The sequence below is a fragment of the Rhodococcus sp. SORGH_AS_0301 genome, assembly GCF_030818285.1.
In the GTDB taxonomy this organism is placed as follows: domain Bacteria; phylum Actinomycetota; class Actinomycetes; order Mycobacteriales; family Mycobacteriaceae; genus Rhodococcoides.
This window is the reverse complement of the sequence record NZ_JAUTAC010000002.1, coordinates 443,350-467,602: the sequence shown is the minus strand read 5'-3', so window position 1 is coordinate 467,602 and position 24,253 is coordinate 443,350. Positions and strand designations below refer to the sequence as shown.

The 24,253-nt window shown below is 68.9% G+C and carries 25 protein-coding genes and 1 pseudogene; 8 read left to right on the top strand and 18 right to left on the bottom strand.

What is annotated here, in order from left to right; genetic code table 11:
* Nucleotides 1-21: 21 nt before the first annotated feature.
* The 3 genes from QE397_RS02775 (at nt 22) to QE397_RS02765 (ending at nt 3,184) form a co-directional block, all read left to right on the top strand.
* Nucleotides 22-1,428, top strand: coding sequence for a hypothetical protein (locus QE397_RS02775; RefSeq protein WP_307091532.1), 1,407 nt, complete (start codon nt 22-24; stop codon nt 1,426-1,428).
* Complete coding sequence (locus QE397_RS02770; RefSeq protein ID WP_307091530.1) at nt 1,425-2,561, top strand: ESX secretion-associated protein EspG; 1,137 nt, start codon at nt 1,425-1,427, stop codon at nt 2,559-2,561. The genes QE397_RS02775 and QE397_RS02770 overlap by 4 nt, the downstream gene beginning before the upstream one ends.
* Nucleotides 2,562-2,623: 62 nt before the next feature.
* Nucleotides 2,624-3,184, top strand: a complete 561-nt coding sequence (locus QE397_RS02765) for a hypothetical protein (protein ID WP_051613116.1) — start codon at nt 2,624-2,626, stop codon at nt 3,182-3,184.
* A gap of 22 nt (nt 3,185-3,206) precedes the next feature.
* Here the strand turns inward: QE397_RS02765 and QE397_RS02760 are convergent, their stop codons facing one another.
* The 8 genes from QE397_RS02760 to QE397_RS02725 form a co-directional block, all read right to left on the bottom strand.
* Nucleotides 3,207-3,950, bottom strand: coding sequence for a siderophore-interacting protein (locus QE397_RS02760; protein WP_307091527.1), 744 nt, complete (start codon nt 3,948-3,950; stop codon nt 3,207-3,209).
* A gap of 15 nt (nt 3,951-3,965) precedes the next feature.
* Nucleotides 3,966-4,829 (bottom strand): HAD hydrolase family protein, encoded by an 864-nt coding sequence (locus QE397_RS02755; RefSeq protein WP_307091525.1) that lies wholly within the window; start codon nt 4,827-4,829, stop codon nt 3,966-3,968.
* Between the two features lie 39 nt (nt 4,830-4,868).
* Nucleotides 4,869-5,516, bottom strand: a complete 648-nt coding sequence (locus tag QE397_RS02750) for an SDR family oxidoreductase (protein WP_027504733.1) — start codon at nt 5,514-5,516, stop codon at nt 4,869-4,871.
* 97 nt (nt 5,517-5,613) lie between these two features.
* Entirely contained in the window at nt 5,614-6,879 is a 1,266-nt protein-coding gene (locus tag QE397_RS02745; RefSeq protein WP_027504732.1) for an ABC transporter permease, read from the bottom strand.
* A complete protein-coding gene (locus QE397_RS02740) occupies nt 6,879-8,078 on the bottom strand; it encodes an ABC transporter permease (RefSeq protein WP_307091523.1) in 1,200 nt (399 codons plus the stop codon). The genes QE397_RS02745 and QE397_RS02740 overlap by 1 nt, the downstream gene beginning before the upstream one ends.
* Nucleotides 8,075-9,652, bottom strand: coding sequence for an ABC transporter ATP-binding protein (locus QE397_RS02735; RefSeq protein ID WP_307091521.1), 1,578 nt, complete (start codon nt 9,650-9,652; stop codon nt 8,075-8,077). Before QE397_RS02735 ends, QE397_RS02740 begins: the two co-directional genes overlap by 4 nt.
* Nucleotides 9,653-9,654: 2 nt before the next feature.
* Nucleotides 9,655-10,599: a BMP family protein gene (locus tag QE397_RS02730; protein WP_231476226.1), complete on the bottom strand. Its 945-nt coding sequence runs from the start codon at nt 10,597-10,599 to the stop codon at nt 9,655-9,657.
* Nucleotides 10,600-10,906: 307 nt separating this feature from the next.
* Nucleotides 10,907-11,107, bottom strand: coding sequence for a cold-shock protein (locus QE397_RS02725; RefSeq protein ID WP_027504730.1), 201 nt, complete (start codon nt 11,105-11,107; stop codon nt 10,907-10,909).
* A gap of 254 nt (nt 11,108-11,361) precedes the next feature.
* On the opposite strand from QE397_RS02725, the gene thiM reads away from it, so the two are divergent.
* Together thiM and glsA are read left to right on the top strand one after the other, a co-directional pair.
* On the top strand, nt 11,362-12,192 hold the full coding sequence (gene thiM / locus QE397_RS02720) for a hydroxyethylthiazole kinase (RefSeq protein WP_307091518.1): 831 nt from the start codon (nt 11,362-11,364) through the stop codon (nt 12,190-12,192).
* Nucleotides 12,189-13,382, top strand: coding sequence for a glutaminase A (gene glsA / locus QE397_RS02715; protein WP_222649697.1), 1,194 nt, complete (start codon nt 12,189-12,191; stop codon nt 13,380-13,382). Before thiM ends, glsA begins: the two co-directional genes overlap by 4 nt.
* Here the strand turns inward: glsA and QE397_RS02710 are convergent.
* The 3 genes from QE397_RS02710 to QE397_RS02700 are packed head-to-tail and all read right to left on the bottom strand — an operon-like array spanning nt 13,375 to nt 16,799.
* Nucleotides 13,375-14,274 carry a pseudouridine synthase gene (locus QE397_RS02710; RefSeq protein WP_307091514.1) on the bottom strand — a complete coding sequence of 300 codons (900 nt, stop codon included), beginning with the start codon at nt 14,272-14,274 and terminating at the stop codon, nt 13,375-13,377. The two genes, glsA and QE397_RS02710, sit on opposite strands and share 8 nt — an antisense overlap.
* Nucleotides 14,259-15,107, bottom strand: coding sequence for a rhodanese-related sulfurtransferase (locus QE397_RS02705; RefSeq protein WP_307091511.1), 849 nt, complete (start codon nt 15,105-15,107; stop codon nt 14,259-14,261). Before QE397_RS02705 ends, QE397_RS02710 begins: the two co-directional genes overlap by 16 nt.
* Nucleotides 15,108-15,152: 45 nt before the next feature.
* Nucleotides 15,153-16,799, bottom strand: a complete 1,647-nt coding sequence (locus QE397_RS02700; protein ID WP_307091509.1) for an alkaline phosphatase — start codon at nt 16,797-16,799, stop codon at nt 15,153-15,155.
* Between the two features lie 98 nt (nt 16,800-16,897).
* Here QE397_RS02700 and QE397_RS02695 point away from each other — a divergent pair, with 98 nt between their 5' ends.
* The 3 genes and pseudogenes from QE397_RS02695 to QE397_RS02685 all read left to right on the top strand — a co-directional run bounded on the left by QE397_RS02695 (nt 16,898) and on the right by QE397_RS02685 (nt 19,305).
* Complete coding sequence (locus QE397_RS02695; RefSeq protein ID WP_307091507.1) at nt 16,898-17,815, top strand: NADPH:quinone reductase; 918 nt, start codon at nt 16,898-16,900, stop codon at nt 17,813-17,815.
* Complete coding sequence (locus tag QE397_RS02690; protein WP_307091503.1) at nt 17,775-17,927, top strand: hypothetical protein; 153 nt, start codon at nt 17,775-17,777, stop codon at nt 17,925-17,927. Before QE397_RS02695 ends, QE397_RS02690 begins: the two co-directional genes overlap by 41 nt.
* A 66-nt stretch (nt 17,928-17,993) precedes the next feature.
* Nucleotides 17,994-19,305, top strand: a pseudogene (locus tag QE397_RS02685) (MCE family protein).
* A 10-nt stretch (nt 19,306-19,315) separates the two neighbouring features.
* Here QE397_RS02685 and QE397_RS02680 read toward each other — a convergent pair.
* The 7 genes from QE397_RS02680 to QE397_RS02650 form a co-directional block, all read right to left on the bottom strand.
* Complete coding sequence (locus QE397_RS02680) at nt 19,316-19,783, bottom strand: phosphoribosyltransferase (RefSeq protein ID WP_222632966.1); 468 nt, start codon at nt 19,781-19,783, stop codon at nt 19,316-19,318.
* A 46-nt stretch (nt 19,784-19,829) separates the two neighbouring features.
* Nucleotides 19,830-20,381 carry a hypothetical protein gene (locus tag QE397_RS02675; RefSeq protein ID WP_307091501.1) on the bottom strand — a complete coding sequence of 184 codons (552 nt, stop codon included), beginning with the start codon at nt 20,379-20,381 and terminating at the stop codon, nt 19,830-19,832.
* Between the two features lie 62 nt (nt 20,382-20,443).
* On the bottom strand, nt 20,444-20,950 hold the full coding sequence (locus QE397_RS02670; protein ID WP_307091499.1) for a DUF664 domain-containing protein: 507 nt from the start codon (nt 20,948-20,950) through the stop codon (nt 20,444-20,446).
* 79 nt (nt 20,951-21,029) lie between these two features.
* Nucleotides 21,030-22,445 (bottom strand): signal peptidase I, encoded by a 1,416-nt coding sequence (locus QE397_RS02665; protein WP_307097328.1) that lies wholly within the window; start codon nt 22,443-22,445, stop codon nt 21,030-21,032.
* Nucleotides 22,433-23,110 carry a hypothetical protein gene (locus QE397_RS02660; protein WP_307091498.1) on the bottom strand — a complete coding sequence of 226 codons (678 nt, stop codon included), beginning with the start codon at nt 23,108-23,110 and terminating at the stop codon, nt 22,433-22,435. The genes QE397_RS02665 and QE397_RS02660 overlap by 13 nt, the downstream gene beginning before the upstream one ends.
* The gene (locus QE397_RS02655; RefSeq protein ID WP_307091496.1) at nt 23,107-23,667 is read right to left on the bottom strand and encodes a signal peptidase I; all 561 of its coding nucleotides are present in this window, start codon (nt 23,665-23,667) and stop codon (nt 23,107-23,109) included. Before QE397_RS02655 ends, QE397_RS02660 begins: the two co-directional genes overlap by 4 nt.
* Nucleotides 23,664-24,224 (bottom strand): hypothetical protein, encoded by a 561-nt coding sequence (locus tag QE397_RS02650; protein ID WP_307091494.1) that lies wholly within the window; start codon nt 24,222-24,224, stop codon nt 23,664-23,666. The genes QE397_RS02655 and QE397_RS02650 overlap by 4 nt, the downstream gene beginning before the upstream one ends.
* Nucleotides 24,225-24,253: the final 29 nt, after the last annotated feature.

Here is a 24,253-nt window from a genome sequence, read left to right as displayed (position 1 = left end):
GCGGTCGGGGAGGACACGAACATGGGGTTCGACATCACGGGGGTGATCGGTGCCGCGGGCGAGACGATCTCGGACGCGGCGTCGGAGATGGTCGACTTCGCGACGGGACACGACAGCGACGCGGCGGAGTCCGCGGCACGACTGACGGCGGAGTTCCACGCCGACGGCGCCGTCCGGGTCGCCCGCGAGGCCGTCGACAGGTCCAGGGTGGGCGACACGGCGAGCGGCGCGAGCGTCGTGGTCCCGGAGGCGTTCGACGGGATGTCGCACCCCGAGATGTTCGCGTACACCACCGAACTCACGCCGGAGCTCCTCGATTCCGGTGCCGCGATGTGGCGCGAGGCCCACACCCGGGCGACCGCACTGGTGTGGACCCTGTGGAACGACCTCGGCGCCGTGCTCGGGACCGACTGGCAGGGCGCCGCGGCCGACTCCGCGCTCGCCGCGATCACGACGTACCGCACCGAGTCGCTGCGCACCCTCGACCTCATGGACATCGTCGCGGGCAAGCTCGAGCAGTCCCGCGACGGGTTCGCACTCACCCGCGCCACCATGCCCGCCCCACAGTCGTTCACACCGTCGGACTGGGCGCGCACCGCGATGACGGCCGCGTTCCTCGGACCCGTCGGCGCCGCCGGGTCGATCACCGCGATGATGGCCGAGGAGGAGGAGCGGCGCGCCGAGGCCGTGGCGGTCATGAACGGCACCTACGTCCCCACCGCCGTCCGAGCCGATCACGGCGTGCCGGTGCTCACGCCGCCGGGAGATCCGGCGAGCGGGTCCGCGTCGGGTTCCTCGTCCTCGGCGGCCGGTGGCATGCGCGGAGGTGTCGACGCCGCATCGCTCGGTTCGACGGCACTCTCGTCGCTCGCGGCGACTCCCGCACCGACCACGGCGGCGTCGGTCGGCGACTCGACGCCCGTCGCAGGGCCACAGCCTGCGGCCGCCGCCCAGAACTCCGCGGGAGCAGGCACGAGCAGCACCCCGAACGGCGCAGCTCCGCCGTCGGGTGTCGCACCCGTGAGCACGGCACCGGTCGGCCCGTCGGGATCCCGGCCTGCCCTGACTTCACCCGCGGGCTTCGGGCGCGGCTCGACCCCCGCCGGGTACGGGACGGCAGGGCAGCGGTCATCGGCGGGATCCGGTGGGTCGGGCGCGCGGACACTCGGTCCGGGATCCTCGTCCGGGCGCGGCCCCTCGGGCGGTACCACCGGCCCCGTCCTGCAGAGCGCGACCTCAGCCGGCGCGGGCGGTTCCGGCGCGGGCACCCGCGCGGCGGCCTACGGACCGGGCGCAATGATGCCGGGGAGCCGCGCCGGTGGAGACCAGGACGGCGACCACACCACGGCGGGGTACCTCGTCACGGCGGACAACGGCGACCGCCTGGTCGGGGAGCTCCCACTCGTCGCTCCCCCGGTGATCGGGTGATCGTTCGAGCGGCTCCCACGGGGGTCGCCTCGTGGCACCTCACGTCACTCGAGTTCGCCGTACTCCTCGACCGGATCGGCCGCGATCGAGTGCCGTTTCCCTTCTCCTGGACCACGCGCGTTCGCACAGCCGCGGATCTGCGTGCGGAACGCGAGGCCGCCCGCCGCCGCCTCGGTGACCGATCGCTGCTGGCCGCCGCGTCCCTACTCGGCGGACCCGGACTCCAGGTCACCGCCTGCGGGGTGGAGTCGGGCGATCGACGCGTCCGCATCCGAGCCGCAACCTCGTACTCCGCAATCCCGCTCCATTCCGACCGGCCTCCGGCCTTCCCGCTCCATTCCGACCGGCCTCCGGCCTTCCCGCTCCATTCCGACCGGCCTCCGGCCTTCCCGCTCCATTCCGACCGGCCTCCGGCCTTCCCGCTCCATTCCGACCGGCCTCCGGCCTTCCCGCTCCATTCCGACCGGCCTCCGGCCTTCCCGCTCCATTCCGACCGGCCTCCGGCCTTCCCGCTCCATTCCGACCGGCCTCCGGCCTTCCCGCTCCATTCCGACCGGCCTCCGGCCTTCCCGCTCCATTCCGACCGGCCTCCGGCCTTCCCGCTCCATTCCGACCGGCCTCCGGCCTTCCCGCTCCATTCCGACCGGCCTCCGGCCTTCCCGCTCGCCGTCGTGGTGGTCCAGGACCCGGGACCGACCTCCGACACCGGCGGCACGGTCCACGTCCACGCCGTACCACCGGAGCGCATGACCCACACCCTCACGGCGGCGCTGCCCCACCGCCGCGCGGGACGGGTGACGCCGTCGTCCGTGTCCCGCGACGACGTGGTCCGCGTTCCGTCGTCCCACCTGCACGATTCGCGTGGCGACACCGACCGCGATCGCGTGATCCACATCCTCGACGGGCCACGGGAGGGGCTCGGTGAGATCGTCGTGGGACACGGCGGCGACGGCCCGCTCGAGGCGATCGCCGGCAGACGGTGGATCGACGCGCTCGGTGACGGGCGCTACCTGGTGCACGCGACCGAGGTGGTGACCGTGCTGCCCGCGACGGCCCAGACCATCGCGACGGCGCTCGACGACGAGATCCGACGGGCCGGTGCGGTACCACCGGTGACGGGTACACGCAGCTAGGGTTGGGCCCATTGAACGCTGCGGCGCTGACGCGTGCGCGGCCGATCGAGAGGACTGGGCAGATGAGCGATCGCTACCCGCGCGACTCCGACAACCGCGACGTCGGCAACTACGGCTACGACGACCGCACTCGGGCCTACGGTCGGCAGGAGCCCTACGCCGAGCCCGGTGGTCAGCGCTACGCGCCGCAGAAGCCCGCATCGTCCGGACTGAAGTTCGACGTCGGCCCGTTCATCGGCGGAGTCGTCGCCACAGCCATCACCACGTTCATCGCAGGATGGGTGGCCACGGCTATCGTCCAGGCCGTCTACAACCGCACCGGAACCAGCGTGTTCTGGATGTACGGACTGGAGGATCCCTGGATCGCCGGTGTGTACGGCGCCCTCGCCGCGATCCTCGCCGGAGCGTTCATGCTCCTGCTGTTTCAGGCGGTGCCGTCACCGAACACGTTCTTCAGCTGGATCGCCGGACTGGTGGTCGTCGCGATCATCGTGCTGCCGTTCCTCGCCGCAGGAGCGATCACCGCTGCGTTCGGCTCCGCGATCGTCAACGGCCTGATGGGGTTCGTCATCGTGGCCCTGCTGTCCACCACCGCGGCCAAGACGTATCACGGTCGTCCCTGACGGCCCCCGTCGTGCGTGACGCTCAGGGAATCCAGTACCCCTGAGCTTTGACCGACCTGCGCGGAACGCGGTAGTCGGACTTCAGGATCGACGCGATCGAGCGCGTCGTGACCGTGTCGCACGCGACCCATGCGGCGTGGCGGGACGCGTCGAACGCTGCGGCCGAGACGGCCTCCACCATCGAGGCACCGTCGTCACGCCGTCGTACTCGATGGACCTGCGTGGCGCTCGTCGCTGCGAGCGGGAGCGCGTCGTCGCCGTCGTGCACGGTCTCGAGCCACAGAGTGACGGGAAGATAGTCGGGCAGTGCGGCCAGCAACGAGTTCACCGCGGGAAGTGCCGCGCTGTCTCCCGCGATGAGGTACCCGGCGGGAAGCGGGTCCGGTACCGCGTACTTCGAGCCCTGGAAGGTCGCCTCGAGGTTGTCGCCGGGGGCGGCGCGTCGTGCCCAGTGCGCGGCCGGACCGTCGTGCAGCGCGAACTCGAGGTCGAAGCGGTCGTTCTCGGGGTCCGGGTTCACGACCGTGTAGGCACGGTGGTGCAGCGAGGCACTGCCGTCGTCGGTGGGAAACCACAGGCGCAACCACATCGTGGGATGCACGGGCTTACGCGTGAACAGTCCACCCGCGGAGACCGTCAGCCGACGGTAGTGCGGGGTGACGTCCTTCGCCGCGAGAACGGTGAGCAGTACGTCCGAGCCGCCCATCAGTTTGAGGACCGTGCCCTGCCAGCCCTTGGTCTGCTCGCTGGTCGCTGCGTCGCTCATGCAGCTGAGGGTAGCCTAACCCTGACCGACGCGGGGGTGCGCCAACTCCTCGAGGTACTCCGCGATGCCGTCGTCGTCGTTGCTCGCGACCACCCGATCGACGAGAGCCTGCACCTCGGGGATGGCATTGGACGGACAGATCGCGGTGCCGGCCCACGCGAGCATCTCCAGATCGTTGCGTGCGTCTCCGGCGGCCGCGACCTCCCGCCGGGCGATGCCGCGGCGCTCGCACAGCGCCGCCAGAGCGGTCGCCTTGGACACTCCGCGCGCGGCGATCTCCACGTAGGGCGCACCGGAATGGGTGACCGAGACATCGTCGACACCGCCGGCGAGCAACGCGCGGTAGAGATCCACGCTCGGCACGGTGGCGTGGCGGGCGACGATCTTCACCATGTCCTCCCGCAACCACGGGAAGGCCGGAGGCCGGTCGCTGTCGGACGGGAAATCACCACCCACGACAGTGTCCATGGTGGACGGGTCGCGGTGATGGTCGGAGAACACGCACAACGCGGCGTAGCCCGTCTCCGCGACGAACGAGGTGGGTCCGACCGCGGCGACCACGGTTCCCGGTACGAGGGCGCGCACCCGGTAGACCGCGGCCTGACCGATGGCGACGTCCATCCCCACCGTCTCGGTGATCACGGGTGTCCCGTCGGCGAGATCGATGAGGACGGCGCCGTTGGCGCACACCGCAATTCCGCGGAAACCGCTCTGCTCGGCGAACTCGTGCACGGAGTGCCGAGCACGGGCGGTGGCCCACACCACGTCGATCCCCGCGTCTCGCGCTGCCGCCATGGCGTCGGCGGTGCGCGCTGAGATGGTCCGGTCGGAGCGCAGCAGCGTCCCGTCGAGATCGGTGGCGAAGAGTCGAACGGTCACCGGGTCAGCCTCTCACCCGGTGACCGTTCCGACCGGGAGTCAGCTCAGCGCGTCGGCGATGGGCGTCTCGCCCTGGTCGAACTCGATCATGCGGCCGGCGGTGGACGGGGTGTCGAGCACGGTGGCGATCACGGCGGCCACGTCGTCGCGACTGACCGAGGCACCCGTCGCTCCCTGCTCCTTGGTGGTGATGGAGCCGGTGCCGGCGTCGTCGGTGAGGCCGGACGGCGCGACGATGGTCCAGGACAGGTCGCTGTTCTTCAGGTGCTGATCGGCCTCGGCCTTCGCCTCGGCGTACGCGTAGAAGGAGTCGTCCGGGGAGACACCGTGATCCGGGCCCGCACCGAAGTACGACACCAGCACGAACCGCGGCACGCCCGACGCGGACGCCGCGTCGATGCAGCGGATGGCGGCGTCCCGGTCCACGGCGTACGTGCGGTCGGCATCGCCACCCCCGGCGCCGGCAGCGAAGACGACGGCGTCGTGGCCGGTCACGGTTCCGGCGATCTCCTGGGTGGTCTGCGCCTCGACGTCCGCGACGACGGCGGTGGCGCCGGTCTTCTCGATGTCGGCGGTCTGATCGGGATTGCGGATCAGCGAGGTGACCTGGTGCCCACTCTCGGTCAGAATCTTCGCGAGCTTCAGGGCGATCTTGCCGTGGCCGCCGACGACTGCGATGCGTGACATGAGTTCAGGGTGTCCCTTCTTCGAGCACGGGCGGCCGTACGACCGTCCACGGAGGGGGGTTCCCTGCTGTCGGCGCCCGACAAACATCGGACGCCGATCAGGGATACGGTCTGCCCGCCGCGGCGGGACCACGCACCTTTCCGACGAGCCCGGCGACTGCCAGGATGGTGACCACGTAGGGCAGCATCAACATGAACTCGCTGGGTACCGGCGAGCCGATGATGCCGAGCACGTTCTGCAGGTTGGACGCGAATCCGAATAGCAGGGCCGCCAACGTCGCACGGACGGGATCCCAGCGTCCGAAGATCACGGCGGCGAGGGCGATGTAGCCGGCACCGGCGGTCATCTCCTTGCCGAACGCACCGACCGACCCCAGGGTGAAGTACGCGCCGCCCATGCCGGCGATGGCGCCCGCGAGGCAGACGTTCCAGAAGCGGGTGCGTGCGACGTCGATACCCACGGAGTCCGCGGCGCGCGGATGCTCACCGACCGCGCGCAACCGCAGGCCCCACCGCGTGCGGAAGAGGCCGACGAACACGGCCGCCACAGCGATGTACATGACGTACTCGATGACCGTCTGCCGGAACAGCACCGGACCGATGATCGGGATCTGGGAGAGCAGCGGAATCTCGATGCGGGGGAAGCGCGGCGGCGTGTTCAGTGTCGCGGCACTGGGGACCAGCACCTTGGAGTACAGGAAGCTGGTGAGCCCGACGACGAGCACGTTGAGCACCACGCCGACGATGACCTGGTTGACGAAGTACCGGATGGAGAACACCGCGAGGACGCTGCCCACCAAGGCTCCTGCGACGAGTGCCGCGGCGAGACCGACGTACGGCGACCCGGTGAGCGTCGCGACCACCGCGCTGACGAACGCGCCGCCGAGGAGCTGGCCCTCGATGGCGATGTTGATGATGCCGACGCGCTCGGAGACGACGCCGCCGAGCGCACCGAAGATCAGCGGCGTGCTGAGGGCGACGGTTCCGAGGAGCAGCCCCGGCACGGGAATGGTCTCGCCCACCGCGGACCACGTGAGGAACAGCAGGACGAACGCGACGGCGAACACCGCGGTGACCGCCACCGGTGTGCGCTGCCCCGCCCGGGTGCGAACCGCACTGACCAGCGTGAGGGCGGCGAGCAGGATCACGAGCGCGATGCACGTGGCGCGCGCGGGCAGCCCCACGTCCGGCAACCTGACGAAGTCGCTGTCACTGGCCAGGGAGAACGTGCTGGTGCCGCTGTCGCCCCGCAGCCCGAAGGCCAGCAGCGCGACGACGGTGACGACACCCAGGACGACGGGAAGCTTCCAGGAGGCGGCGGGACGGGACCCGGCGTCAGGAGGAGCCGTGGCGAGTGTGCTCATCAGCTCACCCCTTTCGCTCGAGGTTCGGGTAGTCGGAACACCGCTCGCACCAGGGGCGGCGCGGCGATGAACAGGACGATGACCGACTGGACGACGAGCACGATGTCGATGGGGATCGACTCCGCGGCCTGCATCGCGAAGCCGCCCGCCTTGAAGGCTCCGAACAGGATGCCGGCGGCGAACACACCCCACGGACGCGAGCGCCCCAGCAGTGCCACCGTGATGGCGTCGAATCCGATGCCGGCGTCGATGTCAGCGGAGAAACCCGTGGTGACGGTACCGAGCACCTGTGCGACACCGGCGAGCCCGACCAGAGCACCCGACAGGACCATCGCGTAGATGTACACGCGCTCGACCTTGATGCCGGCCACGCGGGCCGCGGAGGCGTTCTCCCCCACGACACGGAACCGGAAGCCGACGCTCGACCTCTCGAGCAACCACCACACAGCTGCGGTCACGGCGATGACGAGGACGAAGCCCCAGTGCAGCGAGTACTTCGATCCGAACAGCGACGGCAGGATCGCATCGTCCATCATTGCGGGCGTCTTGGGGTTGTTGGAGCCGGGTGCCTGCAGCGCGCCGGGAGTGCGCAGCAGGTACGAGATCAGGTAGAACGCGACGTAGTTGAGCATGATCGTCACGATCACCTCGTGCGCGCCGGTCCGCGCCCGCAGCAGTCCGGCGATGCCGCCCCACAGCGCGCCGCCGACGACACCGGCCAGGATCGCGACGATGAGGTGCACGTAGGGCGGCAGGTCGAAGGTGAACCCGACGTAGCCGGCACACGCGGCGGCGATCAGCATCTGGCCGCGGCCGCCGATGTTGAACATGCCGACCCGGAACGCCAGCGCGACACCGAGACCCGCGGCGATCAGCGGGGTGGCGAAGGTGAGGGTCTCGGTGAGCGGACGGATACCGTCCGCGAACCGAGGCCGTCGGAAGTTGTAGACACTGCCCTGGAAGAGCGCCGAGTAGGCGCCCCAGACCGAGTCCCAGATCGCGGAGAGCATGTCCGTGGGGCGTGAGAAGAAGTAGCCCGCCGTCTCACGCACCTGCGGATCGGTGACGGCGATGAGAATCGCGCCGACGACGAACGCCATCAGGACCGACAGCAGGGACAGCAGCACACTGCCACTGGCGATCTTGCGCAGCACCGACTCGGACGTGGACGGCGGCGTAGCGGTGCCCGTCGCGGTCACGCGGCTCCCTCGGTGTTCGCGTCGGTGGAGTGGCCTCCGGCCATGAGCAGTCCCAACTCTTCTCGTGAGGCGTCGCCGGACACGATGCCGACGATGGTGCCTCGGTACATCACCGCGATGCGGTCGGCCAGCGCCGACACCTCGTCCAGTTCGGACGAGATCACGATGACGGGGGTGCCCGCGTCCCGCGTCGCGACGATGCGCTTGTGCACGAATTCGATGGATCCCACGTCGATTCCGCGCGTGGGTTGCGACGCGATGAGCAGGCGCAGGTCGCGCCCGAGTTCCCGTGCGAGCACGACCTTCTGCTGATTACCGCCCGACAGTCGTCCGACGGCCGTGTCGATGCTCGGCGTGCGGATGTCGAACTCCGACACCTTCTCCGACGCGAACGACCGGAGGAAGGACCGCACGATGCTGCCACGAGCGGAGAACGGCCCGCCGTGCGAGCGGTCGAGCATGAGATTCTCGGCGATGGTGAACTCGCCGACGAGTCCGTCCTCGGTGCGGTCCTCGGGAACGAAACCCACACCGGCGTCGAGCACGGACTTCACGTCGCGACCGACCAGTGAGGCACCGTCGAGCGTGATCTGACCGGTCATCGCCGGATGCAGACCCAGCAGTGCTTCGGCGAGCTCCGTCTGACCGTTGCCCTGCACGCCCGCGATCGCCAGGATCTCGCCGGCGCGCACCTCGAAGGACACGTCGTTCACCACCGGGCCGGCAGCACCCGGAACCGTCAGGTTCGACACGACCAGCGCGGCATCCCCCAGCTGCGCCGGGTCCTTGGCGACGCGCAACTGCACGTCGCGACCGACCATGAGGGACGCCAGTTCGCCGTCGGTGGCGGTCGGCTCGGCCTGGCCGACGACCTTTCCGAGGCGGACGACGGTGATGCGATCGGCGACCACGCGCACCTCACGCAGCTTGTGCGTGATGAAGACGATGGCCGTTCCCGCCTCGGCGAGCTGACGCATGATCGTCATCAGCTCGTCGGTCTCCTGCGGGGTGAGGACCGCCGTCGGCTCGTCGAAGACCAGGATGTCGGCCTCGCGGGAGAGCGCCTTGATGATCTCGACGCGCTGCTGCACGCCGACCGGGAGATCGCCCACTGTCGCGTCCGGATCCACGTCGAATCCGAAGCGGGCCGACACCTCCCGTACCAGCGCACGAGCCGCGTCGAGGTCGAGGCGACCGCCGAACGTCGTCTTCTCGTTGCCCAGGATGATGTTCTCGGCGACGGTGAACACCGGGATCAACATGAAGTGCTGGTGCACCATGCCGATCCCGGCGCTCATCGCCTCGCCGGGGCCGGCGAAGGTGCGCCGCTCCCCGTCGATGAGGATCTCGCCCTCCTCCGCCCGGTACAGGCCGCTGAGGACGTTCATCAGCGTCGACTTCCCGGCACCGTTCTCACCGAGCAGGCAGTGGATCTCCCCCGCCTCGACGGTCAGATCGATGTGGTCGTTGGCGACCAGGGAACCGAAACGCTTGGTGATGCCCCGGAGTTCGAGCTTCGGCAGGTCGTGCCCGGGGCTGCTGTCGAGCGTGGACGCGGTGTCGTTCGACGCCATCGTCAGTTGGGCGACGAGGGCGACGTGACCGTGATCGATCCGTCGATGATGCCCGCGCGGATCGTGTCGAGTTCACCCTGCAGAGCCGGATCGACCTGCGACTCGAAATCGTGGAACGGCGCGATGCCGACACCGTCGTTCTCGAGCGTGCCGACGTACGGGGTGTTGTCGAAGGAGCCGTCGCCGACCGCCTTGACCACTTCCTCGGTACTGGTGGCGAGGCCCTTGGTCACCGACGTGAGCACCAGGTCGGAGACCGACGGGTCGGAGACGTACACGTCGGCGTCGGCGCCGATCAGCGCGATCGGACGGTTCGCGTCACGGATGGCCTGGGCAGCGGACTGGTAGATCGGACCACCGACCGGGAAGATGACGTCGGCGTTCTGGTCGATGAGGCCCTGCGCGGTGTTCTTCGCGACCTCGTTCGCCTCGAATCCACCTGTGAAGGAGCCGTTCTGGGCGTCGACGTCCCAACCGATGACGCGCACGTCGCGGTTCTTCTGCTCGTTGAAGTACTTCACACCGTCGGCGAAGCCGTCCATGAAGATGGTGACGGTGGGGAACTGCGATCCGCCGAAGGTACCGACAGTGTTGGTCTTGCTGTAGCTCGCTGCGGCGTAGCCGGCGAGGAACGCGGACTGCGCCGTGTCGTAGGTCAGCGGCTTGACGTTGTCCAGTTCGATGGACGAGTCGTCGACGATGGCGAAGTTGACGTCGGTGTTCTGCTCCGCGGCTTCCTTGGTGGCGTCCGCGAGCGCGAAACCGACCGTGACCACCAGTCCGCAGCCCTGATCGACGAGGTTGTTCAGGTTGGGCGTGTAGTCCGTCGGGGAGTTCGACTGCACCGTGATCGGCTCGACGTTCAGTTCGCCGGCCGCGGTCTGCAGGCCCTCGTAGCTCAGCTGGTTGAAGGACTTGTCGTCGAAGCCGCCGGAGTCGGAGACCATGCACGGGGTGAAGTCACCCGAATCGGATCCGCCGCTCGCGCTGTCTTCCGGCGCTGACCCACAGGCGGTGACCAGGGTGAACGCGCTCGCGACTGCGACGGTGGAGAGTGTTGCTCTGGAAAGGGTGTTCGGCACGGGTGTGCTCCGTTTCGCTCGTGGCTGTGATGGAACATTAACCCGAGCGTCGGACGAGCGCCGAGCGTCCGTCCGAAAACCTGCGTGCGACCCCACCCCCGGACATGCCACTGGGGCCGGACACTTGTCGGTGTCCGGCCCCAGTGTGAAGTTTCGGTGGGTTACTCCGAAATCAGATCGCGCGAACGCCGCTCGCCTGAGGACCCTTGGCGCCCGAGGTGACCTCGAACTCGACGCGCTGGTTCTCTTCGAGGCTCTTGAAGCCGGTGCCCTGGATCTCGGAGAAGTGGACGAACACGTCAGGTCCATCTTCCTGAGCGATGAAGCCGAAGCCCTTTTCGGCGTTGAACCACTTGACGGTGCCCTGAGTCATGGTGTTGCTCCCTACAGCTGATACTTCGAGTTTCACACCGTGTGAAACCCGGGCCGGCACTGAACGTGACGAACTCCGAGTTTCCTCAGAAAGACGCACACGCTCGCAACTACAAGTTCCCAGCGAGCGTGCATGAACACGAACACACAAAAACTACGACCTGTCAGCTGCGATAAGGCTACAACACACCGGGGACCATGCGCCACCGGTACCGCGTGAGGTGACGCGAAGCACCGAGCGGGTATACCCGTCTCATGACCGACCCGACGACCTCCGTGGCCGACGCGCTCGTCGCGCTGCGTGACCGCGCGCCCCTCGTCCACGCCGTGACCAATTACGTCACAGCGGGTTTCACCGCGAACGTGCTCCTCGCCGCCGGTGCCAGTGCGGCCATGGTGGACAACGAGGACGAGGCGGCGCTGTTCGCCGGGGTGGCCGACGCGGTGCTGATCAACCTCGGCACGCCCCAGCCGCAGCTGCGTGAGGTGTACCTGGCCACCGCGGCGGCCGCCGCGGCTGCGGGCACCCCGTGGGTGCTGGACCCCATCGCTGCCGGTGGACTGCCGTGGCGCGGCGCACTCGCCCGCGACCTTCTCGAGCACCGACCCGCAGCCGTGCGGGGAAACGCTTCCGAGATCATCGGTCTCCACCGCCTGACCGGACTCGACACCGACGAGCGGAACGGGTCCGGACGCGGCGTGGACAGCTCGGACGATCCGGCGGACGCTCTCGACGCCGCACGTGGCCTGCTCGCCTACTCGACAGCGGTGTCCGCGAGTGGGGCGATCGACCACATCGCCCACGAGGGCGGACTCGCGGCGGTGCACGGCGGCAGCGTCCTCATGACGAAGGTGACCGGAACCGGGTGTTCGCTCGGAGCTCTCGTCGCCGCGTACTGCGCCGCCGTCGACGACCACGGAGTCGCGACGATCGCGGCCCACACGCACGCGACGGTCGCCGCCGACATCGCGGCCGAGACCGCCACCGCGCCCGGCTCGTTCGCGGTCGCCTACCTGGACGCACTGCACGCCGTCACTCCCGACGACATCCTCCGGCGCGCGCACGTCGAGTGGCTGCCACGGTGACGTCACCGATCACCGACTACCTGGAGGCCGTGCTGCGCGACTGCCGGGACTCGGACGGCGGCGAGGTCCTCACGGGCAACCGCATCCTCTCGGAGGCCGACCCCGACGTGTTCTCGGTCGCCGTCGTCACCGTCGAGGGCACGGTCTACTGCGCCGGCGACGTGGACTCGTCCTTCTCGATCCAGTCCATCTCCAAGGCACTCACCTACGCCCTCGCGCTGGCCGACCGTGGGCTCGACGCCGTGCACCGCAAGATCGACGTCGAGCCGTCGGGCGACGCGTTCAACGAGATCTCGCTCGAACGCGACACCGGCCGCCCGCGCAACGCGCTCATCAATGCCGGTGCCATCGCGGCACACTCGTTGGTCGAGGGGCGTGACGTCGAGCATCGCGTCGACCGGATCCTCGCGCTGCACTCCGCGTTCGTCGGCCGCGACCTCTCGATCGACGACGACGTGTTCGACGCCGAGATGGAGTCGAGCGACCGGAACCTGGCGCTCGCCCACATGCTCGCCTCGGTGAAGGTCCTCGAGTGCGATGCACACGAGGTCGTCACCGGGTACGCCAGGCAGTGCAGCATCGACGTCACCACACCCGATCTCGCGATGCTCGCCGCGACGATGGCGAACGGCGGTGTCCATCCAGAGAGCGGCGAGCGGGTGGCGACGTCCGCCGTCGTGCGACAGGTGCTCTCGACCATGACCACGTGCGGGATGTACGACGGTACGGGGGACTGGATCGCGAACGTCGGCATTCCCGCGAAGAGCGGTGTGTCCGGCGCGATCATCGGGGTGCTGCCCGGTCAGCTCGGGATCGCCGTCCACTCCCCACGACTCGACGATCGGGGCAACAGCGTGCGCGGGGTCGAGGTGTTCGAGCGACTGTCGCGGGACATGGATCTGCACATGATGGACATCGCCCCGTCTGGTCACTCCGCGGTGCGCCGGGCCCGTGAGGAGGACGGCCGCACGGTGTACGAGCTGCAGGGCGACATCCGGTTCGCCGGCGCGGAGAACATCATGAGCCGCGTCCTGGCCGACCTTCCGGACGAGCCGACACGCATCGGCTTCGAGCTCGAGCCCGCCCGAGCGGTCAACGGAGCTGCGGTACGGCTGCTCGGTGAGCTGATCGAGCGACTGCGCGGCGACGGCCACGACGTCGAGGTGGACGACCCCAACGGACTCATGTAGCGGAGAGTTCTCTCCGTGAGCGGAAGGTGCGGGGGTCGCCGGTGAGCGGATCGGTGAAGCTCAACCGGCACGCGAGCAACTGCAGGGGTGTCGAGAAGTCGTCGGGCGCCACGGACGTGAACGTCGGGTAGTACGGGTCGCCGTGGATCGGGATGCCGAGCGAGGAGAGATGCAGGCGCAGCTGGTGCGTCTTGCCCGTGCGAGGGAAGAGCCGGTAGCGCGCCGCGTCGCCCACCCTCTCGATGATCTCCACCCGTGTCTCGCTGTTCGGCTCACCCGGTTCCTCGTGCGCGGTCATGACGCCGTGTTCTTTGACGATCCGGCTCTCGACACTGCGCGGGAAGGTGAGGCCGGGGTCGAATCCGGCGACGGCCTCGTACTCCTTGTCCACGCTCCCGTCGACGAAGAGGTTTTGGTACGCCCGGCGGAATCGGGCTGCTCTGGTGAACATCAGGACTCCCGCGGTGGCGCGGTCGAGCCGATGGGCCGGCGTGATGTCCGGCTCGTCGAAGAGCCGCCGCAGCCGCACCGTCGCGGTCTCGGTGATGTGACGCCCGCGCGGGATGGTCGCGAGGAAGTGGGGCTTGTCGACGACGACGATCGCGTCGTCGACGTGCAGGATCTCCATCTCGAAGGGAACCGGCACCTCGGGCTCCGGGATCCGGTGGAAGTGCACGACGGCACCGGCGCGATAGGCCGTGTCCTCGCTGTACGGGCGGCCGCGCTCGTCGACCACCTCCCCCGCCGCCATCGTCGCCCGCCACGCGTCGCCGGGCAGCACGCTCTCCAGGTATTCGAGCGTGGTCGCCGGATGCTCGCCGTGGGGCAACCGATGCCGCAGCGGTGCGAGGCCGTCCCGGAACGGCAACGGCACGGTCACGTGGGGACGCACTCGGTGCAGACCAGAGCCAACCCACGACCGTGGCCGTCGTCCGTGTCGAGGTACCGCGAGGTGGGAACACCGCAGCGTGAACAGGTTCCGATAACGGCCGGGTGGTCGGAGAACGCGACGGTGCCGCGCTGATCGAACACGTACAGCGACCCGGACCAGAGCCCGTCGTCCCCGTACCGCTCGCCGTACCGCACGATGCCGCCGTCCAGCTGGTAGACCTCCTCGAAGCCGCGCGAGCGCATCAAGGAGGACAACACTTCACATCGCACGCCCCCGGTGCAGTAGGTGACGACGGGCTTCGACTTCAGGTGGTCGAACACACCGGAATCCAACTGCGCCACGAACTCTCGCGTGTTCTCGACGTCCGGAACCACAGCGCCGTCGAAACGTCCGATCGCGGCTTCGAAGGCGTTGCGGCCGTCGAGGAAGACGACGTCGTCCCCCCGCTCGGCCACCAGGTCGTGCACCTCCTCGGGTGCGAGGTGGCGGCCACCCCCCACGACGCCGTCCGCGGTCACGTGGAGTTCGTCCGGTACTCCGAATGTCACGATCTCGGGACGCACCCGGACACTGAGTTTGGGGAAGTCGCCGCCGCGGCCGTCCGACCACTTCACGTCCGCGGCCGCGAACGGCGCGTATTCACGAGTGCCGCGGACGTACTTCTTGACTGCGCGGACGTCGCCGCCCACCGTCGCGTTGATGCCGTGCGGGGAGACGATGATCCGGCCGGTGAGCCCGTGTACGGACGCCAGGGTGTGCTGCCACAGCCGGACCGCCTCGGGGTCCGGCAGCGGCGTGAACACGTAGAACAGCACGATCTTGGGCGTCGACACGGAGGAACAGTCTAGATTCCTCGAACCGGCCTGAAGTCACGGCAGTCAGGGAGCCAGGGGTTGGGCGGGAGCCACCGTCTGCGTGCCCGACCCGACGCGGAAACCCGCACCGAAGTAGGCCGTCGACGCGGGATCCTCCTTGGCGGTGACGTACCAGTGATCCATCTGCGCGCCCGACGGCGTCACCTCGAAGACACCGAACCCGTGGGTGTCGAGATCGACGTACTTGACGTGGTGGTTGAAGGCCTTGAACGCCTCCTCCGCCACCCGCCCGACCGTGTGCTCCGGGACCTTCAGGAAGTCGTCGATGTTCGCCGAGGTGACCGACGTGACCACCAGCTCGGTCGCCACCGTTCCCGCCGCCGGGTACGCCGCGGCGTCGACCGGGATGTCGCATGCCCACGAGGAGTGGATGTCGCCGGTGATGAACACGGTGTTGTCGACCCCCGCGGTACGGATCGCGTCGAGCAGCCTGCGCCGGTCGGCCGTGTACCCGTCCCACGGATCAGCGTTGTAGGACACTCCGGCGGCCGGGAGCCCGAGCAGCTGGGTGACACCTCGCGCCGCCTCGGGGTCCAGCGGCGGAATCAGAGTCGGCGTGATCATCACCGGGTTGCCGATGATGCGCCACTGCGTGGGCGACGACGTCAGACCTGCCGTCAGCCACGCCATCTGGTCGGCGCCGGTGATGGTGCGATCCGGCGAGTCCACCGCCGGGCCCTGAAACGGCAGCACCTGCTTCGAACGGTAGGTGCGGAGATCGAGCATCGACAGCTCCATCAGCGTCCCGAACCGCAGTCGGCGGTACAGGTGCCGGTTGTTCGCGGTTCCCGCAGCGCGCACGGGCATCCACTCGTAGTAGGCCTGAACCGAGTTGGCCTTGCGCGAGGCCCAGTCCCCCTCGGTGTCCGGCTGATGGTTCTCGGCGCCCGTGGCGTAGGCGTCGTTCGCCGACTCGTGGTCGTCCCACGTGCAGATCCACGGCACACCGCGGTGAGCGGCCTGGAGATCCGGATCGGACTTGTACTGGCCGTGCCGGATTCGGTAGTCGGCGAGAGAGACGATCTCGTGCAGTGGATCGTGCACTCGCACGACGCCGTTCTTGCCCTCGAACCCGCCCGTCTCGTACTCGTAGATGTAGTCGCCCAGATGGATGATCGCATCGAGATCCTGGCGGGCGGCGAGATGGCGATACGCGGAGAAGTACCCCGACTCCCAATTGGCGCACGACACGACGCCGAATCGCAGGCGCGCGACGTCGGCCTCGGCGGCAGGGGCGGTACGGGTGGTGGCCACCGTCGACGACTCGCCCGCCGCCGTGAAGCGGTAGTGATAGGTCGTCGCCGGGCTCAGACCGGTGACGTCGACCTTCACCGTGTGGTCGGTGTCTGCAGAGGTGACGACGCTGCCCGAGCGCACCACGTCGGTCAGCGCGGCGTCGCGCGCCAGCTCCCACGTGACGGTGGTGGCCGGTCCACGGCCGGACCCCGGCGTCGCGTCGGGGGTCGGCGTGACGCGGGTCCACAGCAGGATCGCATCCTCGAGTGGGTCGCCCGAGGCGACACCGTGTCGGAAGACGGACGACGACTGCGCCGCCGCGGTCCGGGCGGTGAGGGTCGCCGCGGCGCCCACCCCTGCGGCGAGGGTGGTGGTCCGGAGGAAGCCGCGGCGGTTCAGAGAAGTCTCGTGCACGCCCGTGAGTCCATGCCATGGGGGCCGATCGGTCAAGTGAACGTTCGAGCGGCGCCCTCTCAGGAACAGGACCCCCCGGTCGAATCGTTGCCCCACGCATGAAGGCAATCGTCTACACCGAGACCGGTGCACCCTCCGTCCTGACCGCAGTCGACCGCGACATCGTGGAGCCCGGCGTCGGCGAGGTGCGGGTGCGCCTCGTCGTCGCGGGGGTCAATCCCACCGACTGGAAGTCGCGGACGGGCGCGGGTCCGGGGCAGAAGCCCGCGTTCGACGAGGTGGTTCCGGGCCAGGACGGGGCCGGTGTCGTCGACGCGGTCGGCCCGGAGGTCGAGGGCATCGCCACCGGTGACCGGGTGTGGCTGCTGCTCGCCCAGCACGAGCGCCCCACCGGAACCGCCCAGGAGTTCACCGTCGTCCCGGCGGATCGCGTGGTCCGGCTGCCCGAGAACGCCGACTTCGACCTCGGCGCCTCGCTCGGCGTCCCGGCGGTGACCGCCCATCGCGCGCTCACCGTGTCCGAGGACGGACCGTCCCGTCTCCATCCGGGCGCACTGGACGGCAAGACCGTCCTGGTCGCCGGCGGTGCAGGTGCGGTCGGCCACGCCGCGATCCAACTGGCCCGCTGGGCCGGCGCCACCGTCATCACGACGGTGAGCGGCCCGGAGAAGGCAGGTCTGGCCACCGCAGCCCGTGCGCACCACATCGTCAATTACAAGTCCGGCGACGCTGTGGCTCGCATCCGCGAACTGGCTCCGCACGGTGTGGACATCATCGTCGAGGTGGCTCCCGCCCAAGAACGCGGAGCTCGATGCCGCCGTCGCCGCACCCCGCGCGTCGGTGGCGATCTACGCGAACAACGGCGGCGACGCGGTCTCCATCGACATCCGCCCGAGCATGGTCGGCAACATCCGGTACCAGTTCGTGCTGCTGTACACCGTGGGAACCGCCGCTCTCGAGGCCGCGAAGCACGACGTGACCGAGGCTGTTCGGGCCGGTGCACTTCCGGTCGGTGAGTCGCACGGGCTGCCGCTGCACCGCTTCTCTCTCGGTGCCACGGCCGACGCTCATGCCGCCGTCGAGTCCGGGGTGACCGGAAAGGTGCTCATCGACATCAGCGCCCCGTGATCCTTTCGTGTCAACGGTCGAGAGGCCATTGACAAATGGTGTGATCGCGGTCACCATTCCCGGATGATGGTGCGCCGCCTGGCCGGTCTCGCGTTCTTTCTGGCCGTGGTGGCCTTCGTCGGCTTCACCACCGCGGTGTACGCCCGGACATTCGAGTCCGTGGTGACGGTGGAACTGCGCACCGATTCGGTGGGAAACGCGCTGCCACCCGACGCCGACGTCAAGGTGCGGGGAGTCATCGTCGGCCAGGTGCGATCGTCGACCACGGAGAACGGTGTCGTGATCTCCCGCATCGCGCTCGAGGAGGACTCGGCGCCGATGATTCCGGCGTCCGTGACGGCGCGTCTGTTGCCCAAGACGCTGTTCGGCGAGCGCTACGTCGCACTCCAGATTCCGCGGGGAGGGACGGGCACTCCCATCGCGGAAGGCGACGTCATCGAGCAGGACACGAGCGGCAACGCCATCGAGGTCGGCCAATTACTGGACAGCCTGCTGCCCTTGCTCGACGCCATTCCCCCGGACAAGTTGGCCACCACTCTGGGCGCGCTGTCGCAGGCCCTCGACGGGCGGGGCGAGGCACTCGGTCGCACCCTCGACCGACTCGACGAGATCGTCACCGGCCTCAGCCGTGAACTGCCCGCGCTGCAGCAGGATCTCGTCGACTTCGCCGCCCTGACGGAGACCTACTCCACCGCGGCTCCGGATCTGCTCGACGCGCTCGACAACCTCACCGTCACGGGCAACACGCTCGTCGAGCGACGTCCCGCCGTCGACACGCTTCTGACGTCGGCGACCGCATCGTCCGGCAGCACCGCGGACCTGCTCGCGGCGAACGCCGAGTCGATCATCACCATCGCCGACGGCAGCAGAGAGACGTTGGAGTTGCTGGCCGAGTTCTCCCCCACGTTCGGGTGCATGCTGCCCAAGTTCGCGGGCCTGATCGGGGAGGCGAGACGCATTCTGGGAGTGGGTGATCCGTACCCCGGTGCGCGCGCCACCATCAATTTCGTCAACCCGCGCGGCGGCTACCTCCCCAACCAGGACGAACCGCGCCTCTTCGACGACAGGCCGGCCGCCTGCTATCAGGACGTCACCGCACCCGGACGGTTCTTCCCGCAGTACCCGGGCAGTGGACTCAACGACGGGTCGTACCAGGTGCCCTCGCGCAAATCCCGGCCCGCAGGACATCGAGTACGCATCGCTCCCCCAGCAGTCACCCGTTCCGGCCGACGCGTCCTACGCCGGGTCGGACGCCGAGCGAGACACGCTGGCCGTCATCTACGGACAGGGCAGCGGCGTCGAGCCCACCGCGGTCCCGTCCTGGACGACGCTGATCGGCGCACCCGCACTCCGCGGCGCCGAGGTGGCGATCCGCTGACGGCAGCAGGTCAATTCCGTTCGATGACCGGCTCCGAGGACCATGGGAACTCGATCCACAGATCGGTCTCCCGCCACGAGAAGTCCGGCGTGATGATGGTGCGGGGCTTGGTGTAGACGACGGCGGACTTCACCTCTGCCGCATGCTCTTTCAGTAAGCCTACGACCAGCGCGAGAGTGCGCCCGGAGTCGGCGACGTCGTCCACGACGAGCAGCTTCTTCCCCACGAGTGCGTCGGTGTCGAGCAACGGCGCGAGCACCACCGGATCCGGCAGTGTCTCCTCGACGTCGGTGTAGAACTCGACATTGAGCGTGCCGGCGGCCTTCACACCCATCGCGTAGGCCAGAGCCCCGGCCGGGATGAGTCCGCCGCGTGCGATCGCGATGACGATGTCCGGCCGGAAGCCACTGTCCACGACGGTGCGTGTGAGCTCACGCGACGCCGTGCCGAACAGGTCCCACGTCAGTGTCTCGCGCATGGGGACTCACGTTACCCGTGCCGGTGCCACCGGATCGGACGAGCGATCACGGCCACTCGATGGTCTCCGCGGCGGCGATGTCGTCGACGACCATGGTCACCACGGCCACGATCGGTGATCCGATGCGGGCGAGGAGCACGTCCGTGACCGCCGCCGACGCACGGATCGCAGGCGCCGCGGCCATTCTCGCCACGACCACCTGGCCGTCGTCTCGACGGTCGTCGGGGTCCTGACTCTCGTCCTCGGCGCTCGACCCGCTCGTCCGACGCTCCGGTTCCGGATGGACCCCGAGGGTGCCGAGCACCACGGCCACGACGTCCGACGGATCCGACCCGGTGTCCTTCGCGGCCGCCTCGCGGACGACGGCGCCCACGTCGTCACCGTCGAGGCCGTCGGGATGGGCAGCCTCGAGGAGCATCCGCAGGATCGCGGCGTAGACGTCCTCGACGCGAACACCGTTCTGCGAGGCCAGTTCCGACACAGCATCGTCGACCGCGTCGGCATCGGAGTCTCGCAGCGCCGCGGAGAGTCGGACGATGCCGTCGGCGACATCGCGTGCGGACGCCGGCCAACGCAGCGGCCAGGTGGTGGTGGTCATCGTTCGGGTCCTCTCGTGCTGAGTGCCGTCACGATGTCACGGCCGTCCGACACGGGGCTCTCTCACCGCCGCTCGACGACTCCACGGATGAAGGCCGCCTGGCCGATGTGCTGTAGATCGTCGGACACGACACTGACGAGGCGGACGGCCAGAGTGACCGGCGGATCCCAATTCTCGTCGATCACCCGGTCGAGGTCTTCTGCCGTGAGGGTGTCGAGGTACTCGACGGTGCGCGCATGAACGGCATCGACGTACCCGGCGAGGAGCTCAGCGTCGACGTCGACCTTGCCCACGTCCTCCGTCGACTGCCCGTACCCGATGGCGTCGTCGTCGAACGGAAGCGCGAAGCGGGCGTTCCATCCGTCCGCGGTGTAGACCTGCTCGCTGCCCGCCACACCCGCCACGTGATCGTCCTGCACCCGCGCGAGATGCCACACCAGCCAGGCGATGGTGTTGGCCTCCGGATCGATGCGGTAGGTCAGCGCCTCCCGATTCAGGCCGTCGAGCGTCGTGTGCACGGTCTCCTTGATGCGGTCGTACGCGTCGATGAGCACGCCTCTGTGGTCCACCGGTGATCTCCTTCGTGTCGGTGGCCCCAGTGTGCCCGCGCCCCCGGACACGGAAACGCCGGACCTCTCTCGCGAGAGGTCAGAGAAGGGCGCCGATGTCGGCCGGGAGTTCGGCCGTCGACGCGGCACTCTCGGTGGCGACACCGTTCGCCACGACGATGCGCGACACCCCGGAATCTGCCAGGACGTACAGGTCACCCGTGGTCGAGAAGACGACGCCCGAGCCGTACCGCGCACTCGGCGTGAGGGTGCGGGAGTACAGCGACGTGCCGTCCGGTCCGGTCAGCGTCAGGGTGTTCCCCGCGACCGACGCGGTGGTAGTGCCGCTCGTCGCCGAACCTCCGTCGGCCACGAACGCGCTCGCCGGTGGGGGCGGTGGGGTGGTGCTCGTCGGCGGGGGCGGCGGCGGGGCTGCCGTCGGCGTCACAGGAGGTGTGGTGGACGGAGCCGGGGCGACGGTCGTGGTGGTGGTCGAGGTGACCGGGGGCGCGGTTGTCGTGGATGCGGGAACCGGAGTCGTGGTGCCGGCTGCAGGCGTCGTCGATGGTGCCGTTGCCGTCGTCGTCGGTGCGACGCGGGCGGCGGCGAGCGGCGCGGTCGTCGTCGGTGTGACCGTTCCCGGGGTGACGCACGTCGAGATCCCGTTCGATCCCAGCGAGGTGACTGAGATACGGCGCGTCAGAGCGGGAGTCGACACGAATTCTCCGACGCGCGAGTAGAGCGAGACGGTGAAGTTCTGTAACAGGGAGAGGATCTCGGCCGGCGGGTAACTCGACAGGGTGCCGGCCGGCAGATTGACGGTGCGCGACTGACCGAGCAGTGCCTCCGACTGGAACACGAGCCGGTAGCCGTAGAGCGGATCGACGGACGGCCAGGACAGCAGCGCTGCTCGGTTGCTTCCTTGGAGAGAATCGGTGCAGGTGAAGCTCGTCGGCCGGACCATCGTCGCGGCCGTCGGAACGGCCCGCGCCTGCGCCGTGTCGTTCAGGGCTGCCTCGGTCCCTTGCGTCGCCGCAAATCCGGGGACCACCACGACCGCCACCAGTGCTGCCGCGACCCCGGAATGCACTCGATGACGACCGGGCCGGACGGGCGATTCCCTGCGGAGACTTGTCGGCCGTACAACGACGTACAGCAGAGCCGCCGCGGCGAGACCGCCGACGACCCACGCGAACGGTGTGGACAACCAGGACGCTGCATAGCCCGCGTACGGCACGTGCGCGACGACCCGGTCGACGGAAGACAGGATGTACGGATCGGCGTCCGGTGTGGAGTTGGCGTCACCCTTCAGGATCAAGACGGCGGTCTCCCCCTCGGCGAAGTCGACACGGTCGACGCGGTGAGTGATGCGCGACCCGTCGGAGCGGAGCACGCTGACCACGTCTCCGACCTGAACCTCCACCGCGGACGTCTCACGGGCGAGCGCCAGCGATCCGGTGGGGATCGACGGCTCCATCGAGCCAGATCGGAAGACCAAGGGTGTCAACGAGAACACGGAGGCGCAGACCGCGAACACGATGCAGAGGGCGCCGAGCACGGCGGCGGCGGTGAGCGCGCGGTCGGCGACCCGGCGCCGCCGATCAAATGTCTCGGAGTGGTCAGGCACTTCCCACCCCCGTCGCAGCGAAGGTGAACGTCACGGTGTTTGTTGACACCCTGCAGGGTGTTGGCTGCGTTGATCGACAGATCGAACTGCACACACAGCGACTCGGTCGCGCCGACAGCCAGCGGTCGTGACGTGGTCAGGACGGGCGTCGTACCCCCGGTGCACGTGAGACCGGTCGTGACAGAACTGGCGGCGACACCCGTGCCGGCTCTCACCGTGGTGGTCAGGCTGGTCCCGAGGCCACCGGTCGACGTCACCGCGGTGGGGGTGTAGGTGAAGGCGATATTACCCGCGTTCCGGACGTTGACCAGCGCCGCAGTCGACCTGCCGGGCAGGATGTTTCCCGCGGGCAGGGTGATCGTGGCGGGCGTAGGTGCGCCCTCTGTTCCGTTGACGGTGATGTCGACCGACCCGGTGAGGAACTGGCCGGACGTCGTCGTCGAGGACGTCGACCACGCGGCGAGGGTCCCGACGGTGCCGAGGCCGAACACCAGGCCGGACGCCAGGATCGCTCGCAGACGAACGCTGGTGGCGGTGCTCACTGAGAACGTCACGACGCGTGCCTACCCGTACGTCGTCGGTCCCGCGCTGCCGAGACGAACTGTGCTGCGGCGTAAAGGAACAGCAGTGCAGCGCCGGCACCCACGACGAGGGTGCGCGTCTGACCGGTGAGCCAGTTGTTGACGTAGCCGAGGTACGGGATGGCATACCAGACTGCGCCGCGAATCTGCCCCGGCTGCACGACATCCGGGTCGGGCTGCGGATTGTTGTCGCCCTGAGTGGTGTAGACCCGAGCGCCGTCCTTGTCCAGACCGGTCGCGATGATGCGGTGTGTCACGACGTCGGGCTCGCCCGAGCGGATCTGGTACGTGATCGATGATCCGACGCTCAGTTGCTCGCTGGGCTTGACGACGACGAGGGTGCCCGGAGGGTAGGTGGGTTCCATCGACTGGGTGAGGATCGTGTACGGCTGCGCCCCGGCAACCTTCGGCACGACCACGGCGGCGAGAAGTACACCCACCACGCCGATCAGCAGCACCCAGGACAGAACGGTGCCGATCCACCACAACGGACCGGTGCGGCGCTCGGTCGCGTCCTCGTGTGTCGTCATCGTGTCTGCTCCACTGCGAAGGCGAAGCGGTGGGTGTAGGCCACCGCGCTGGTCGACGTGACCTGAGTGAGAGTCGTTCTGATACACCAGGTCTGACTCGCACCCTTGGCAAGGCTCTGCCACAACGGGGCAACCGCGGTGGTCGGAGCGGACGTCGTGAAGGTCCCGAAGGCCGTCCCCATCGGAGTGGTCGCGGAGCACGTGGCGCCAGACGACAGCACCGCACCGGCGAGGGACACCGTCGCGGCGGCGTTCGCCGTGGAGACGGCCGGGCCCGCAGCGGACAACCGGAAGCGTAGCGGGGTGTCACCGGTGTTGGTGATCACCAGCGGCGCCTGCACCGCCTCGTTCAGAGCCACCGGGTTCTTGGTCAGTTCGCTGAACACGTAGTCCGACCCGGACGGCGATCCGGTGGCCAGTGACAACGTTCCGGTCCGAACGGTCGCACCGGCCACCGTCACGTCGTCACGCCAGAGCGCCCCGGTGCTCTGCACCGAGCCGAACACCAGGGCGGCGGCCCCCACGACCGCCGCCCCGAGCCACACTTTCCGCGGCACGTCAGTTCACCTCGCTGGATGGGTGTTCG